The sequence below is a fragment of the Halegenticoccus soli genome (genome assembly GCF_002844195.1).
Classification (GTDB): Archaea; Halobacteriota; Halobacteria; order Halobacteriales; family Haloferacaceae; genus Halegenticoccus; species Halegenticoccus soli.
In genome coordinates this window covers 226,704-242,071 of the sequence record NZ_PEND01000003.1, presented here as the reverse complement: position 1 = coordinate 242,071, position 15,368 = coordinate 226,704, and the positions used below count along the sequence as shown (strand labels likewise).

General features: G+C 57.1%; 12 protein-coding genes. 7 read left to right on the top strand and 5 right to left on the bottom strand.

What is annotated here, in order from left to right; translation table 11 throughout:
* Nucleotides 1-50 precede the first annotated feature (50 nt).
* Nucleotides 51-1,445, top strand: a complete 1,395-nt coding sequence (locus CNO20_RS09645) for an SLC13 family permease (protein WP_101295941.1) — start codon at nt 51-53, stop codon at nt 1,443-1,445.
* A 97-nt stretch (nt 1,446-1,542) separates the two neighbouring features.
* On the opposite strand, the gene CNO20_RS09640 is transcribed toward CNO20_RS09645, so the two are convergent.
* Nucleotides 1,543-2,877: a CoA-binding protein gene (locus CNO20_RS09640; protein WP_101295940.1), complete on the bottom strand. Its 1,335-nt coding sequence runs from the start codon at nt 2,875-2,877 to the stop codon at nt 1,543-1,545.
* 89 nt (nt 2,878-2,966) lie between these two features.
* The gene (locus tag CNO20_RS09635; RefSeq protein WP_101295939.1) at nt 2,967-3,512 is read right to left on the bottom strand and encodes a helix-turn-helix domain-containing protein; all 546 of its coding nucleotides are present in this window, start codon (nt 3,510-3,512) and stop codon (nt 2,967-2,969) included.
* A 356-nt stretch (nt 3,513-3,868) separates the two neighbouring features.
* Between CNO20_RS09635 and CNO20_RS09630 the strand changes: the two genes are divergently transcribed.
* A complete protein-coding gene (locus tag CNO20_RS09630) occupies nt 3,869-5,002 on the top strand; it encodes an amidohydrolase family protein (protein ID WP_101295938.1) in 1,134 nt (377 codons plus the stop codon).
* A gap of 3 nt (nt 5,003-5,005) precedes the next feature.
* Nucleotides 5,006-5,371: a Rieske (2Fe-2S) protein gene (locus CNO20_RS09625; protein WP_101295937.1), complete on the top strand. Its 366-nt coding sequence runs from the start codon at nt 5,006-5,008 to the stop codon at nt 5,369-5,371.
* Between the two features lie 61 nt (nt 5,372-5,432).
* Here the strand turns inward: CNO20_RS09625 and CNO20_RS09620 are convergent, their stop codons facing one another.
* Entirely contained in the window at nt 5,433-8,516 is a 3,084-nt protein-coding gene (locus tag CNO20_RS09620; protein WP_101295936.1) for an FAD-binding and (Fe-S)-binding domain-containing protein, read from the bottom strand.
* Nucleotides 8,517-8,945: 429 nt separating this feature from the next.
* On the opposite strand from CNO20_RS09620, the gene CNO20_RS09615 reads away from it, so the two are divergent.
* Complete coding sequence (locus tag CNO20_RS09615) at nt 8,946-9,353, top strand: acyl-CoA thioesterase (RefSeq protein WP_101295935.1); 408 nt, start codon at nt 8,946-8,948, stop codon at nt 9,351-9,353.
* 51 nt (nt 9,354-9,404) lie between these two features.
* Here the strand turns inward: CNO20_RS09615 and CNO20_RS09610 are convergent, their stop codons facing one another.
* Nucleotides 9,405-10,868 (bottom strand): DUF3179 domain-containing (seleno)protein, encoded by a 1,464-nt coding sequence (locus CNO20_RS09610; protein WP_158237385.1) that lies wholly within the window; start codon nt 10,866-10,868, stop codon nt 9,405-9,407.
* 268 nt (nt 10,869-11,136) lie between these two features.
* Between CNO20_RS09610 and CNO20_RS09605 the strand changes: the two genes are divergently transcribed.
* The 3 genes from CNO20_RS09605 (at nt 11,137) to CNO20_RS09595 (ending at nt 14,904) form a co-directional block, all read left to right on the top strand.
* Entirely contained in the window at nt 11,137-11,526 is a 390-nt protein-coding gene (locus CNO20_RS09605) for a universal stress protein (protein ID WP_101295933.1), read from the top strand.
* Between the two features lie 345 nt (nt 11,527-11,871).
* A complete protein-coding gene (locus CNO20_RS09600; protein WP_101295932.1) occupies nt 11,872-13,332 on the top strand; it encodes a YjiH family protein in 1,461 nt (486 codons plus the stop codon).
* 348 nt (nt 13,333-13,680) lie between these two features.
* Nucleotides 13,681-14,904 carry an FAD-dependent monooxygenase gene (locus tag CNO20_RS09595; protein WP_101295931.1) on the top strand — a complete coding sequence of 408 codons (1,224 nt, stop codon included), beginning with the start codon at nt 13,681-13,683 and terminating at the stop codon, nt 14,902-14,904.
* Nucleotides 14,905-15,003: 99 nt separating this feature from the next.
* Here CNO20_RS09595 and CNO20_RS09590 read toward each other — a convergent pair whose 3' ends face one another.
* Nucleotides 15,004-15,327, bottom strand: coding sequence for a hypothetical protein (locus CNO20_RS09590; RefSeq protein WP_101295930.1), 324 nt, complete (start codon nt 15,325-15,327; stop codon nt 15,004-15,006).
* Nucleotides 15,328-15,368 lie beyond the last annotated feature (41 nt).

Here is a 15,368-nt window from a genome sequence, read left to right as displayed (position 1 = left end):
GTACAGGTATGCCGACAAATTTAACCTATTGGTATGACCGATTATCCCTGATGGATCGCTGGACTTTGATCGAGGAACTTCGATCCCCGCCGATCGCATTCCTCCTTGCGACGGTTATCGCTGTGACAACCTATGCGATGGTTCCTGAAAAAGGGAACGTCGCATGGATGCTTTCGATTACGGCATTCTGTATTGTCCTTTGGATTTCTACGCCGATTAAACCCGCCTACACTGGGTTGATCGGTATTGGCCTCATCGCCGTTGTGTTCTCAACCGACCGTGCGCTAATTGGATTTCAAAAACCAGCTACGTGGCTCATTGGATTCGGGCTGTTGATGGGCGAAGCGACTCGCCGGAGCGGTCTCGCCAACTTGGCAGGGACTCGTATTACAGCCCATACCGTCTCTGAATCAGCCAGTGACCAGACCGAACGAACCTATCTGCGGCTTCTGGTTGCCCTTTCAATAGGGGGTCACGCCTTCGCCTTTCTCATTCCCTCGTCACTCGTTCGCATTCTCATCATTGCACCGATCCTCACGGAAATTGGTAAGGTTTTCGACGACCGAGATGCACGAGTCGGGTTGTTCCTTGGTCCTGCTTTTGCCACATTCTATGGTTCCTCCGGCGTTCTCACCGCGGACCTACCAAACATCATAATCACCGGATTCGGGAGCTCTATTGCAAACCATCACATCTCGTGGACAGAGTGGTTGTTTCACATGTACCCTCTTATGGGGTTGACGCGCGTAGTAGTCGTCTCTGGTGTCGTCTACTGTCTGTTCCGACCTGACCCCACCTCGAATGTCGATCTCCCGAAACTATCCCGAGACGATGCGACAAGCGCCGAGCGGCGCATGCTCGTTTTTCTTCTCCTAGGCTCTGGTATTTGGGCGACCGACTTCTTCCACGGGTTCCACCCGGTCGTCGGTGCGGTCACAGTTGTCGTGCTCGCGTTCCTGCCAAGTATCGGTGTAGCCGACTTCCAGCACGTGGGCGACACCGATTTCTCGATTCTGTTTTTCATCGGCGCCGTGTTTGCAATCGGTGACGGGCTGGCATATACGGGCTTTACTGCCGATGCGGCCAACTACCTACTTGAGTTGATTCCGACGGATGCATCGTTGGCGATCATCTTCGCGGTCGTCTTCGGTATCACGTTCTTGCTCACGTTTCTGATGGAGGGGTTGGCCGTTGCGAGTGTACTCACGCCTATCCTTATTCCGTACGCAGAGAATGTGGGCCTGCCGCTGACACCTGTGTTGATGTCGGAAGCGCTGGCGTTGAGCTCATACTTCTTCCCCTACCAGTCGGCGGTTCTCGTTACGATTTTAGCTGAAGGAGTTGCTAACACGAGGGAAGTCATCCGGACGACTGTCGTCTGTTCGGTCGTATCAATTCTTGTCCTCCTCCCGCTTCAGTTTGCGTTCTTCACCCTCCTTTACTAGTCGCTCTTCTGTTTTAGAACTAGCGCTGAGAGTGTTCGCGCCGTATTCACCATCGGCGAAACGGATTGAAAAATCAGCTCTTCAAGCGTTTAGCGACTTACGCACCGTCGATCGAACTGATCAGTGCAGCAGCTGCGTGCGCACCCCGTTCTGGCGCTTGGAACGTCGGGATCCCACGTTCCTCCATCTGGAGACGTTCTTCTTCAAGAGAATCAGCTGGTCCGGCAACTGTAAAGAGGATGGGTTTATTGACCTCCTCGGCGAGGGTTTCAAGTTCTTCAATGGGATACCCGAGAGAGTCCTCGTAGATCTCGTAAACGATGACGATGTCGACGTTCTCGTCACGGGCGACGGCGTCGATGACCTGACCAAATTTGGGTAACGGTCGACCGGTGTCAACCGGGTTTCCCGTGTAGGTGATCCCTTGTAGGAGGTCGTCAACTCGCTCTTGGGTCTGGCTCATCAGTTCGGGGAATTCGGCGCCGCGTTCGTCGAGTTCGTCGGCAATGATGATTCCCGGTCCGGCCTGCGCCGTGACGACGCCGACGTTCCGGCCATTCGGAACGGGCGAGTTAGCGATAACGCGACTAGCGTCCAGCAGCTCGGTCACCGACGAGACAAATACGACTCCCTCCTCGGCGAGTGCGTCTTCGTAGCTTTCGCGGCTTTGAATCGGTGCGGCGGTGTGTGAGTGGACGAACTCGCGGAGATTCTCGCTACCGACCTTGTAGGCGATGATCGGTGTCTCTGCGCTTCGGCAGGCTTCGAGGGTGTTCTCGATATCGTCGGTGCCCTCGATGTGGACCCCAATCGCCTCGGTCCGAGGATCATCGTCAAGCATCGGAATAAGTTCCGCAAAGTCCGCGGTCGCCCGGTTACCGAGTCCGAACATCGCTGACACGCCGTAGCCTTCGCGGTCAAACTGAAACGCGGAGGTGATGCCGACGCCCCCGCTCTGGGCGAGAATGGCGACGTTTCCCGTCTCAACCTTGCGGATTTCTGGGACGAACGAACCGTACAGGTCCAAGTGAGGAATACAGTACCCTGCTGTGTTCGGTCCGAGAACTGTGATATCGTACTCTGCGGCGATCCGAATGATCTCTTCTTCGAGTTTCTGGCCCTCCGCGTCGACTTCAGCGAATCCGCCGGCAAATATCACGGCTGCGCCGACCCCGCTCTCGCCGCACTCTTCGAGGACTTCCGGAACGATGGGGCTAGGCACACAACACAACGCTAAGTCGGCATCGACCTCGCTGACCGAGTCGACGAACTCGTATCCGTAGACGCTCCCCGAACTGGAAGGATTAACCGGGTAGACGTCACCATCATACGACCGGATATTAGTCATTGCGTCGTTCCCGAGTTTGCCGGGGGTCTTCGACGCGCCAATGACGGCAATTCCGTTCGGGTCTAAGAAGTCGGCTACACCCATATCGGTTGATTGACGAATATTGTAATATAGCTTACGAAGAAACGATTATGACGGCCGGTGATTGATCGATTGTTCTGGTACTTGTAATGTTATTCCTTTTCGTACTCGAGATATTTCTGTCCTTCTTCAGTTTCCAAAAGGATGTTGTCGAAGATCGCCGCTTCGGTTTTGAACTTATGAACACTGTGGAGCATCGTGTTGTGGAACTGGTCGATGAGTTCGCCATGCTCGACAAAGAACTCATGCACCCAGCGTTCCATTTTGTTGTCTGTCCGGAACTGCGCGATAACGTGCCACTGGTAGTTACTATCTGCCGTGAAAAACATCAGAACGTGCGGATCGTTTTGAAGAACATTATAACATTCACGCCAATTCTCCTCGAACTTCGGGAAGTTAAACGAGAGACGGAACAGGTAATGACGGAACATCTCTCGGTTCGGAAGAATCGTCTCACGGAAGATTTCCTCCTCAGACATCATTCGGAGGATCTCGTTGATACGGTTGTGCGACAGCGAGATTCCGTACTCGTCTTCGAGAATTTCGCTGAGTTCTCGCGTCGACGCTGTGGGATTGGCGACACGCGCTTTTAGAATCGTGATGTCGCGGGGAGAAACGTCGAATGAGTTGTCGTTCATCGTGATGATTCTGTGAAAGGCACCATAAAAAAGCTTCTCCAATCTTCCGATCGGATGCGTCGAACTGGGACGCGACCGACACAGAGCATCTAGAACAGTCGGACGAGATTCGACGTGTTCGAGAGAAGGCGATCGTCGGGTTGTCCGTAGCTAACGGGCTCTTCGATCTTCTGTGATACGGGTGGACGTGCGATGTTCGTCAAACCTCCGCGGGAGTACGGATCAGCGACGATTTTCTCCCCATCTTTGTTCGAAATTACCGGATATGAGTTTAAAGACCTCTCGGGCTAACGCAAATACAGCAGTCGGATATCTACCCGAACTTTGAATATCTGTGATTCGGTATCGTTTGTCGTATGGAGTCATCAATCAAGCGAATCAGGGGGGTTGCCGAGGCTCCGGAGCAGGCGTTCGACGACGAAATCGTTGATCTGGATTTCCATGTCAATCCTCTCGAAGACGAACTGTTAGCATACGTCGAAGACGACCGTGCGTTGGACAAGTTAACGACCGAGTTCGGCGCGACGCCAGTGATGGGGAAGTGGGACGCCGCCTACGGTATCAAGGAGGGACAAGAGGGGTTGTTTACGCAAGGTCGCGCCAAGTACGCCGAGGATGTCCGCGAAGCCTGCGCGCCGCTCGCCATCGATGAACCCATCGTCAACCCGGGAATTAACAATCTTAACCTCCAGCACCATCCCGTTCTGAAGAACGCGGTCTGTCAGGCGGCCAATGACTACATGCTCGACCACTTCGTTGACGAAGGTGTCTACACCGCGATGATGGTTCCCAAATGGGACCCCGATTACGCCGTCTCAGAAATCGACCGTCTCGCCGACGAGGACGGCATCGTCGCGGGGTATTCGTGGTTTGACCCGAAGGTGCCGTGGGGCAACGAACAGTTCGACCCTGTCTTCGAGGCGCTCGTCAAGCACGACCTCCCGTTATTGCTCCATGGGTCGCTCGCGTATTGGCCGCAGCACTCCTACATCGGCGACGATATGCTCACCTGGACTGAAGTGCTCGGGTTCGACTGGCCGATACACGCGATGGTCACTGTCGTTAACATGATCATGCGAGGCGTCTTCGATAAATATCCCGACCTTAGTGTCGTCATCCAGGAGGGAGGACACTGGTGGGTCCCCTTCCTTCGCTACCGAATGGACGAGTTCTACGAGATGCATCCCGAAGATATTCAGATTACGCCGCGAAAGATGGAGTCCGGCGAGCGCTACCTTGGACGTCTCCCGAGCGAGTACCTCCGCGATAACGTCTACTTCTGTACACAACCGTTCGCGCTGCCACGGAACGCGGGCGAGGCGGAAAATTTGTTAGATCTCTCGCTCGCAGACGAGATGTTCCTGTACTCAAGCGACTGGCCTCACCAGACGCTAGATCCGCCGACGTGGTTCTACACCTCAAGAGCGTTCGATGAGGAGACGCGTAAGCGGATACTGAGTGAAAACGCAAAAGAAATCCTCACTATTTGAACGATGGCTCACACCGAGAACTTCCGGAAAGTAGCAGAGGTCGGTGATATCCCTCTGGGCGAGGGTGAAGGGTTCGACGTCGGCGGGATTGAAATCGCCGTGTTCAATACCGGCGATGAGTACTACGCGATCAGCAATCGATGCTCTCACCAGCACGCCCCGCTCTGTAAGGCCGGAGAGCGAAAGATCAATGCCGAGGACACCTGGACCGACGAACGCGGTGGCGTCGACACCGAGGCTTGCACCGTCTCCTGTCCGTGGCACCTCTGGGAGTGGGATCTCGAAACGGGCGAACACGAGGCGTCAGGCCAGCGTATCGGCACCTTCGATTGTACAGTCGAGGATGGCGATATTCTCGTCCGAATCTGAACGCTGGCGTTAACGGCATCGGTCGACGGCGTGTCACCGAAGACGGCTGCGGATGTAACTGTCACCGCGAGATTGCGTGGGCGAGCAGTTCGATCGGCGTCGGCGGTTCTTCACCGTCGAGGTTACTGCCAGCCAGCGAACTATCTTCGGGAACTGGATCGAGGCATCTGTCGCCGAGTTGAGTTCGACAGGATGTGCCCGGTGCGGTGACGACGCGGGCATCGCTGTCTGCGATCTGGTCGACGAGGATATCGCCGATGGACTGGCTCATCGAGTAATGTTCGACCTCGTAGCCGAACGACCCCGCCATGCCACAACAGCCGGAGTCGAGCGGGTCCACCTGGTAGCCCGCACGTCGGAGGACACCGACGGCATGGTGGTCTTTCTTCGTGGCCTTCTGGTGGCAGTGGCCGTGGTAGACTACCGATTCGGCGGGCGCGTCCCAGTCGATGTTCTCGTCGAGGCGGAACGCGTCGAGATACTCACAGACACCATACGCGTTCGCTGCAACGGACTCCACGGACCGACCGTCCAGGAGGTCGAGCGCGTCGGACTGGAACATCACTGCGTCGGAGGGCTCCGCGAGGATGGCATCCCACCCATCGTCAACACGAGGTGCGAGTGCTGCGACGTTCGAGTGCATTGACTCCCGTGCCTTGTCGATGAATCCCTTCGAGAGCGCTGGTCGGCCGCTGTCTGTCCGTCTCGCTACATCGACGTGTACGCCGGCGGCTTCAAGGACGCGGACCGTCGCTTTGCCGACCTCGGGATGATTGTAGTTGGTGTACGTGTCGACGAAGAAGACGGCCGTTCGCTCGGCCTCGGCTTCAGGGACGCGTGAGCCGCCACGGGCCTCGAACCAGTCTTGGACCGTCTCGCGGTGGAATGTCGGCAACGACCGCTCGCGGGCGATACCTAAAGTTCGCTCGGCGATAGCTCCGGCACCGGGAAGCGACTCCACCATGTTCGAAAGCGGCGCGAGTGCACTGCCAAGGGGGGCGAGTCGGTCGAAGTTGGCGAAGAGTCTATCGCGTACGCTCGCTCCCTGCTCTTGATGGCGGGCGTACTGGACCTCGGTTTTCAGTTTTGCCATGTCGACCTCGCTCGGGCAGTCACGCGCACAGCCCTTACAGCCGATACAGAGGTCGAGTACCTCCTCGGCAAACTCATCGTCCGTGGGATCGTCCGGGAGGTCACCGCTCATCGCACGCCGAAGGAGATTCGCGCGACCTCGAGTGGCCGCGATCTCCTCGTTGGCTGCCCGATAGGTCGGGCACATGACGCCACCGGTGGTTTCCTGTCCACCCCGGCAGCCACCACACCCGTGACAGAGTTCGACCATCCCCTGCATCCCATTCTCGTTCCGCCAGTTCAACGCCGGCTCGAAGCCGGCGTCGTAACTGTAGGCATCGTCATACCGGAGGTTCTCGAGCATGTCATGGTCACCGCAGACGGTTCCGGGGTTGAGCAGCCAGTTGGGGTCGAACGCTGTCTTCAGACTCCTGAACGACTCCCAGAGGTTATCGCCGTACAATTTCCGGTTCCACTGAGTCCGCGCTCGGCCGTCGCCATGTTCGCCAGAGACGGAGCCGCCAAACTCGACAACCATATCGGTTATCTCATCGGCGATGGCGACCATGTCCTCGCGGTCGCGTCCGGCTTTTGTGTTTATCAGTGGGCGAACATGGAGCACGCCAGGTCCAGCGTGGGCGTAGAACGCCGCGTCGCTGTCACGACCCATCTCAACGAGCAACGACTGGAACCGCTCAACGAATGCGGGAAGGTGCTCGGGCGGGATTGCACAATCCTCGATGAAGCTAATGTGCTTCTCATCGGACGTCCGCGAGAGCAATATCGGAAGTCCTGCCTTGCGTAGCTTCCAGAACGTCTCTCGCTCGGCCGCTTCGTGGGCTTCAAGGCCCTCGAAGGAGAGTGTCTCGTCGTCGTCCAGACGGTCTGTGGATTCGGCACCCTCGCTGTCGTCCTTGGGAACACGGTCGGCGAAGAGGTTGGCGGTCTGTGAGCGCCCGTGGTCGTTATCCTCGGCATAGAATTCGACCAGCAGAGCGGCTTGAGCACCGTCAGGGACGAGCGCCGCGATCTCCTGAAATTCGGCCGTCTCGCGCGCAAGACCGATGAGGACGTCATCAATAAGTTCGACCGCCGCTGGCTCATGTTTGAGAACGTACTGGACGTCGGTCACGGCCTCAAGGACGCTCTCGTAGAACAACAGCGACACCGCCTTTGTCTCGGGAAGGGGTTCGAGCGAGAGTTCGGCCTCGGTGACGATGGCGAGAGTGCCTTCGCTCCCGGCTAGTAATCGCGCAAGGTTGACGGTCCCCGTCTCGGCCTCCTTAACGAGTACGTTGAGATTGTACCCGGAGACGTTGCGCTTCAGGTTCGGGAACCGATTTCGGATCTCGTCGCTTTCGTCGTCAAGGATGCGGATAAGTTCCGCGAAGACGCGTTCGAGGATATTTCCCACCGGATCCGCTCGCTCACGCATGTCGGCGACATCTATCTCGCCGAGTGTGACAACCGTTCCGTCGGCGAGCACGACTTCACACTTTTCGACATACGCGTCCGTCTTTCCGTACACCAGCGAGTGCGCACCTGTCGAGTTGTTTCCGATGGCGCCGACGACGACGCTGCGGTCACCCGCCGCCGGATCGGGCGCAAACTTCAGTCCGTGCGGCGCGAGTTGTTCGTTGAGATCGGCGAGAACGACACCGGTCTGGACGCGCGTCAATTGGTCATCGGGATCGATGTCAACGATGTCGTCCATATACCGGGTGAAATCGAGGACGACCGCCTCATTGACTGCCTGTCCGGCGAGACTCGTCCCGCCACCACGCGGGAGAACGGGGATTTCTCGTTCGGCGCAGTAGGAGACGATGCTCGCGACGTCTGTGGTCGACGTCGGGAAGACGACGCCGATGGGGACCGCCTCGTAGGCGGAGGCATCGGTCGCGTACAGCTGCCGGGTGTACTTGTCGAAGCGCACGTCGCCGTCAACGCGCGAGTCGAGATCGCGGACGAGATCCGGGCGGTCGACATCGTCCGAGACGTAGTCATACTCGGCACGCGCGTCCGCTGTTGGTTCAGTGTCGGTATCGTCGCCAGCAATGGTCGGACTCGTAGTCATAACTCGTTCAGATGACGACTACGGACAACAAGCGTGACACCGAACCCATGGGATCCCGTTCGGTCGTGCACCGGCTCGGTCTGTCTGTGTTGCGCCATGATCATCGGTTCATGATACGAGCAAGTAACGTTGTTGTTTCGGTTCATGAACAGTGGTTCACAGTTACTCTGCCGGGCTCGGTCCTGGGATCCCTTCGAAACCGTTCTCATCAAGGGAAATAAGACATCGTCTAAGTCGGCCGTTTCCTATTCCTAGCGTTCATCTGTGATAGCACGTTGTACGGTGAGCGCCATAAATTCGCTCATTGTACTCTTACCCACCGATTTGTAATTACGCATAGATCCATCTGGTTACCAGAGATGATATCCCTCTCACATGAGCGTGGCAATAGACTTATACGATGTCCGGACTCGTTTCGAGTATCGACGCATGAGTTTCACACGCAATTGGACCGTACGGTTTTCGGATACGGACCCATTTGGAATCGCGCACTATCCGCGAATGATCGACGCACTCCACGAGACCTCGGATATGTTCATGGAGCAGATCGGTTGGCCCTACTGGGAACTCCACGAGCGACACGAACTAGGTCTCCCTCTCGTCTCGATAGAGTTCGACTTCCACGGACAAGTGAAGGGGGGCGACGAGGTCGAGATTGAACTGCAGACAGTCGTCGGAGAGTCAAGTGTTCGGTTCGACTACCACGCGACCCACGACGGTGAGGTCGTCTTCGACGGGGCCGAATACCGCGTCTGCGTCCCGATCGGCGGCGACCACGGCGTTACGATCCCCGACGACCTGCGAGACGCCTTGGAGAGTGGTGTTGATACCAGTTGAATCACCCTAGGCGCTGAGTGAACACTGCCGGACGACGTGCAAACAGATGGGTCACTGAGAGCGGCGACGGTCCTTCGACCCAACTTCGACGCGGTCGTACTGCGACCGGAACGCGAAGAACAGACCGTGGCGGCCGGGAATGCGAGGCAGTTCTCGGCTGTCCGCCTCGCTCACAAGCGCGTCGTGAGCGACTCTCCAGCGTTCGCTATTGCCATCGACGAGCACCTCGCCGTCGCGCTTAACTGGTGTCAGCGGGGCTTCGTAGACGGCGACGTCGTTTGCGGGGTCGCGGAGGACGACTATCGCCCGCCCGTCGATCACGTCTGTCTCGATGGTGTTTTCGTCGATTTCTTCGATGGGATAGACGCGGACGGTCGTCCCGTCGTCGGTGACTACCCCGTAGACGTCGGTCTTCTCCGGTAACTGTCCTTCTTCAGTGGTTACTCCGGGCTGTATTGCATTCTCGTCATTCCAATAGTGGCGGAAGAACCCAATGTTGTTCTCGTAGAAGTGATAGTTAAAGTCGTACCCGGTCTCGATGTCGAGTGCGAGGCTCTCGGGATGCGTTTCGCGCCACTCTCCCCACGTGGTCTGCGTGACTGGACGGATATCGAGACGGATGTCGGACTCATCTTCGAAGTACTCGCCTGCAATCGGCACTCCGCGATGTTGGCTCCAGAGACTCTCGGTCTGCTCGTCGAACATGATCTTGTTCCCTGTGAGCAACATTCCCGTATTGTTGAATGTCAGCGTTCGGTCGCCGACGTTCCGGTCGTAGCAGATGGGAGCGTTACAGAGCGTACAGAAGCTAAGCGTCACTGATTCATCCTTGAGTGAGAGGTTCGCAAGTTCATGGGGAAACAGTACCCATCGGGGAACAGCGTAAGCGGTGTCGTCGATGGTGAGGCCGAAGACGGTGTCAGTTGGTCGAAGATAGCGTTCGTAGTCCCCCTCCATCTCGTCTCCTTCTGCGTCTGTCGAGACGGCGTCGCCGGGGGCGAAGTTCGGTTCGTTGCACGCAGCGAGGAACGACGGATCGCAGTTTCCCCAGCGAACGTCTTGGAGGTCGAACGCTCGCGATTCAGCGTCGAGTAGTCGACCCGCAGGTGGAAGGAACGACCGATAGAGTTGTAGTTTCCACTCATCGAATCCCTCAAGCGGGTCGATATCCTGTTGTGAGTACCAGCTTTCCCACTCGACCCAAGCGTACCCGGAGTCGTAGTCCGGTTCAGCGATGCTCCGTAATGCATCGCGGACGCCTGGCCAGCGTGCTTCCGGTAATTCGAGATACCGCGGTGGACTGTGCTCTCGAAGCACCTCAGGGAAGCCAAACTGGTCCCAATTGCTGGCTATCTCATGAACCATCAGTATCTCGATCAAATGCGGCACGACACGCCGATCACCCTTCGCAGTGATCGCGTCCAGTGTCGCCGCATGGACGTCCGCGTCACGAACTAAGAGATTCGCGACGAGTTCGTCAAGGTCGTCGTCTCTATCGTTGGCAGGTTGTGGCACGCTCACCCATGCGGTAGACACACACAAAAACTCCACCATTCGTTTGCGGGTTACTAGTCGTCGACGCTCCGAATTGGCACCCGAGACCGTCAGGGGAGCCGGTTTTAGATGGAGTCAGACACGGAAACAACTGAACTGTGCTAACAAGGGACAAAAAATAATATAACGATAGGAAGTAATCGGGTACAAACACGAGGTTAAACAGATGGGAGACCACGAATCGATCGGTGGAGTCCACAGTGACCCAGTTGGATCGAGTGATCAGTAGATGAAAACGGTACTCTTCTGCATCGACACTGAGGTCGACCGGGCGAAAAACCAGGTCGCATCGCTCACCACGCTACCGCTGGAGTCCGACCGTGTCCGAGTTGTCGTCTTCCACGTCTTCCGTGGCGACAACGAGGCAGATGCAAAGAAACTCAAATCGGTCATAGAAGCTACCACGCGGCTGGAAGAGGCAGGTTTCGTCGTCGATGTGCGCCAGTCAAGCGGTGACGCGACCCGAAAGATCCTGGATACGGCCGACGAACTTGATGTCGATGTGATAAGCATAGCCGGCAGAAAACGGTCGCCGACCGGAAAAGCACTTTTCGGGAGCGTCACGCAAGACGTGATTCTCAAATCTGAGAGACCAGTAATACTCAGTACGGCCGAGTAGCGTCGCTCAATACCACCACTCAGCTTCGTGAGACCGGGTTTACCATAGCTCTGGCGACGGAACAGCTCTCTTAGAACATCCGCGCCCATTACGAGCCTCTTTCCACGTAGTCTACAAGGAAAGAGATTCCTTAGGCCAGCAGAGAGCCAACCGCGAAACTGGGTCTACCGTTTCTTCAGGACAGGCCGTCACAAGTGATCTTCCTTTTGTCTTGGTCACCAGCGCGACGCTACCAGTTAGCCATAGAATTCAGTTGTGTTATAGCTTCCTCAACGATTATTTTAATAGAATGTTAGTGGACATGTGATCGGTGTTTTTATGACCCATGATACGGTTTGTCGGAATATGTTCGGTAGCCAGAGCTGGGAAGATGACGATCACATATCGGGTGAGACAGTGACTCCCACGGTAAAATCAATCAACGAGGTACACTTCGTCGACAAAGGGTTACACTCGACGTTGAAGTTCATCGTCGCGTTCGCAACCGGCGCGTTCTTTTTCCTCTTCCCAGTTCAATGGGAAGGGCAGACGACAATCCCCCTTGATGTCTTGATGACGCTCATTACCGATACGTCGGTCTTTGCCGTTGAGGTGTTTACGCTGCTAGTTCTCTTCGCTGGCGGTATTCTGACGACCATCTCGATGCTACACTACCAGGGGACGATCGCCCTAAGCGAGAGAGCCCGGAGGCTCGTCGAGGTCGACTACTGGCAAACGTCGAAATTGTTCTGGACCTTTCGCGTAACTGCGATGTTCCTTGGAGTCATGATGTTCTTTGGCGTCGGTCCGAGTTGGTTGCTCGGCGACGCCGTCGGAGGCATCGCCTGGGATGTCCTTATGATCACCATCGTTCTTGTCATCCCGCTCGGAGGGATCTTCGTCAACCTCCTCGCAGAACTCGGCGGTCTCGAGTTCATCGGCACGTTAGCCCAACCGATCATGCGTCCGCTGTTCGATCTCCCGGGTCGTTCAGCCCTCGACAGTGCGGCGTCGTGGCTTGGGTCGTTCAGTATCGGATACTACCTCACCCGCAACGTCTTCGATCGCGGTGGGTACAACAAGCGCGACGTGTTCGTGATCTGTACCTGTTTTGCGACCGCCAACCTCGGAACCGTCGGTGCGGTTGCCGCCGTCTTGGATCTGCTCGATATCTTCCCCATCCTCGTTTTGCTCTACCTTATTGCGACGCTTATCGTAGCGGTGGTCCTTGTTCGCGTTCCACCGCTCTCGACGGTCCCGGAGGAGTACGTCGCCGAGCCTGACCCAGAACCGATGTTCACTGGAACCCCTACCGACTATCTCCGTTTTGCCTTTAATGAGGGTGTGAGAACCGCACGAGAGGGTGAATCGATTCCCCGTGCTGCGCTCAACGGGTTCGTCGACGGAACGAAACTCACCGCGATGATCCTCGGAACGGTGCTAACGATTGGAACGTGCGTGCTCGCGCTTGAAGCGTACACACCGTTTTTCGAGTACCTCGCAGCACCGCTCGTCCCTGTGATGACTGCCCTCGGTATTCCGGATCCCCAGATGGCCGCTACGGCGATTCTCGCGGGTGCCGGTGAGTACTTCATTGGCGCGACACTCGTCGTCAAGGCCGATCTGGTCACGAAAGTCTTCGTCGTAGTCGTCACAAGCGCGCAGGCGATCTTCTTCGCCGCATCGCTCCCGATGATGGTCGACATGTTCGACGACATCCCCATGCGGATTCGCGACCTCACTGCACTGTTAATTCTCCGAACGGTGCTGCTCATCCCTATCGCTGCCGTATTGACCCATGGTGCTGTAACCATAGGGCTCATCTAATATCCTAAACACCTGCTGGCTAGCCGACCAAGTCGACTGTGTCGCAAAGTAGTTCGAAATGAATTACAGTCCGTCGACGGATGACGCCATCGTGCCTCCTTTGGCCATCTCACATTTGTGGTCAGTGTTAGCCGTTACGAAGTGAGCCACTCCGATGCGGTGAACCAGTGAGAGCGTCGACCTCAATACACAACTCACAGACGCTGAAGAACTGGAATCGTTGCTGGAGTTAGAACGCTCCCGGTAGATGTAATCCTGACACACGGATACTCGATTTTTGTAATCTCTTGTTCATCGTACGGTGTACGACCACAACTACTATACTGCCGTATTTCGTCACTGGTTCTCATGAGCGACGTACCAGTACTGGTAGCAGGCGCCGGACCGGTCGGGATGACGACGGCACTGGCGTTGCACGCACGTGGAGTCGAAACGGCCATCCTCGAGGCGGAACCCGAAGACAGAGACCGCTCGGGGAGTCGGGCCATCTACGTCCACGGTTCGACTCTTCGGACGCTCGAACGTGTCCATCCCGGGTTAGGCACGAACCTCGTCGACGAGGGCCTCGTCTGGCCGACTCGCCGGACACTATACCGCGGGAAAGAAGTGTTCAACCGGACATACGACTCACCCGGTGGATCCGGCGACATCCCGCACTTCACGAGCGTCCCACAGGTCGTCACCGAGCAGTATATGCTGGGGGCGCTGGCCGATATCGGAGTTGGCATCCACTGGGAAGCAGAAGTCAGGTCAGTGGAATCCTCACCCGACGGTGTTCACGTCGAGACGGCCGACGGTCGGGAGTGGGAGGCCAAGTATCTGATTGGCGCCGACGGCGGCGGGTCGACCGTTCGCAAGGAGATTGGATCAAACTTCGAGGGCAATCAGTCCGAGAACGCCTTTATCATCGCCGACGTCGAAGACGAGGAGATCGACGACGATCACCCCGACCTCGAACGATTGTTCCACTACGATGCTCCCGAGGCTGACGGCCGAAATGTGTTGCTTGTGCCATTCACCGGCGGCTGGCGCCTCGACATCCAGTGTATCGAGGGCGACGACCCCGACGAACTCAGCAGCACTGAGCGAATGCAGGAGTTCGTCCACGATATCATGGGTGAGGAGTATGCGGACAGTCTAAAGTGGGTCTCAACGTACCACTTCCTCCAGGTGATGGCGGACTCGTTCGTCGACGAACACCGGCGGGTGCTGCTGGCTGGCGAGGCGGCCCACCTGTTGGCGCCGTTCGGTGCCCGCGGAATGAACTCCGGCATCGCTGACGCCGACGAGGCCGCCTCGGCCATCGCAGTGGCGCTTAACGCGCGCACGGAGGCGGTTGCGCGCGACGAAGTCGAACTGTTCGCCGCCCGCCGCGAGAAGGCGGCCGAGTACAATCTCGACGCGGCTGGTCAGGCCCTCGAGTATCTCCAGGGCGAAGACCCCCTGACGGTCCTCCGAAAGGAGGCGGCCGCCGAACTCGCCGACTACTTCGAGGTCGCCGGCGAGTGGCTCGACGATGCACCGTACGGTCCCCACGGTGCGCCGCCGATCGTCTCGACCGGAAACTACTGAGTCGCCCTTACTGACATCTTCTCTCGTTTTACTGAACCGTAACCTCGCTCGTCCAGCGACGAGCGTGCAGGTAACAGTGCAGCGATGAGTGCGACCTGCTTAGGTCAGGTCCAATCTCTTAGCGACCCAGTGGTCCCGGGCAGCCATCACCAGTGCCTTCTCGTTTTTGAAGTCGGTCGTCTCGGCGACAAACTCGTCCCACTCCCCGTGACGGACCCGTTCTAATTCGTCGGCGGAAGCGGCGTCGCTGGGGCTTGCGGCGACCATCTCGTCGAACGACTCGAACTCGGTGTGCGCTCTGATGAACGCCACGTCGAACAGATCGGTAACGTGGGGCGTTTCGTCGTGGTCGTAGACATCGCTGGCCTCCGGTAGGGTGTCACGCTGCTCGGCGACCGCTTCAATATCCGGTTCTAACACCATGGTCTGTTTCCGTGTCGATACCTTGTAAATCCATCTCATCC

Bases quoted from the DNA above. Each gene is read 5' to 3' on its own strand.
- CNO20_RS09645 (WP_101295941.1), top strand. From the start codon at position 51: ATGGATCGCTGGACTTTGATCGAGGAACTTCGATCCCCGCCGATCGCA.
- CNO20_RS09640 (WP_101295940.1), bottom strand. From the start codon at position 2,877: ATGGGTGTAGCCGACTTCTTAGACCCGAACGGAATTGCCGTCATTGGC.
- CNO20_RS09635 (WP_101295939.1), bottom strand. From the start codon at position 3,512: ATGAACGACAACTCATTCGACGTTTCTCCCCGCGACATCACGATTCTA.
- CNO20_RS09630 (WP_101295938.1), top strand. From the start codon at position 3,869: ATGGAGTCATCAATCAAGCGAATCAGGGGGGTTGCCGAGGCTCCGGAG.
- CNO20_RS09625 (WP_101295937.1), top strand. From the start codon at position 5,006: ATGGCTCACACCGAGAACTTCCGGAAAGTAGCAGAGGTCGGTGATATC.
- CNO20_RS09620 (WP_101295936.1), bottom strand. From the start codon at position 8,516: ATGACTACGAGTCCGACCATTGCTGGCGACGATACCGACACTGAACCA.
- CNO20_RS09615 (WP_101295935.1), top strand. From the start codon at position 8,946: ATGAGTTTCACACGCAATTGGACCGTACGGTTTTCGGATACGGACCCA.
- CNO20_RS09605 (WP_101295933.1), top strand. From the start codon at position 11,137: ATGAAAACGGTACTCTTCTGCATCGACACTGAGGTCGACCGGGCGAAA.
- CNO20_RS09600 (WP_101295932.1), top strand. From the start codon at position 11,872: ATGTTCGGTAGCCAGAGCTGGGAAGATGACGATCACATATCGGGTGAG.
- CNO20_RS09595 (WP_101295931.1), top strand. From the start codon at position 13,681: ATGAGCGACGTACCAGTACTGGTAGCAGGCGCCGGACCGGTCGGGATG.
- CNO20_RS09590 (WP_101295930.1), bottom strand. From the start codon at position 15,327: ATGGTGTTAGAACCGGATATTGAAGCGGTCGCCGAGCAGCGTGACACC.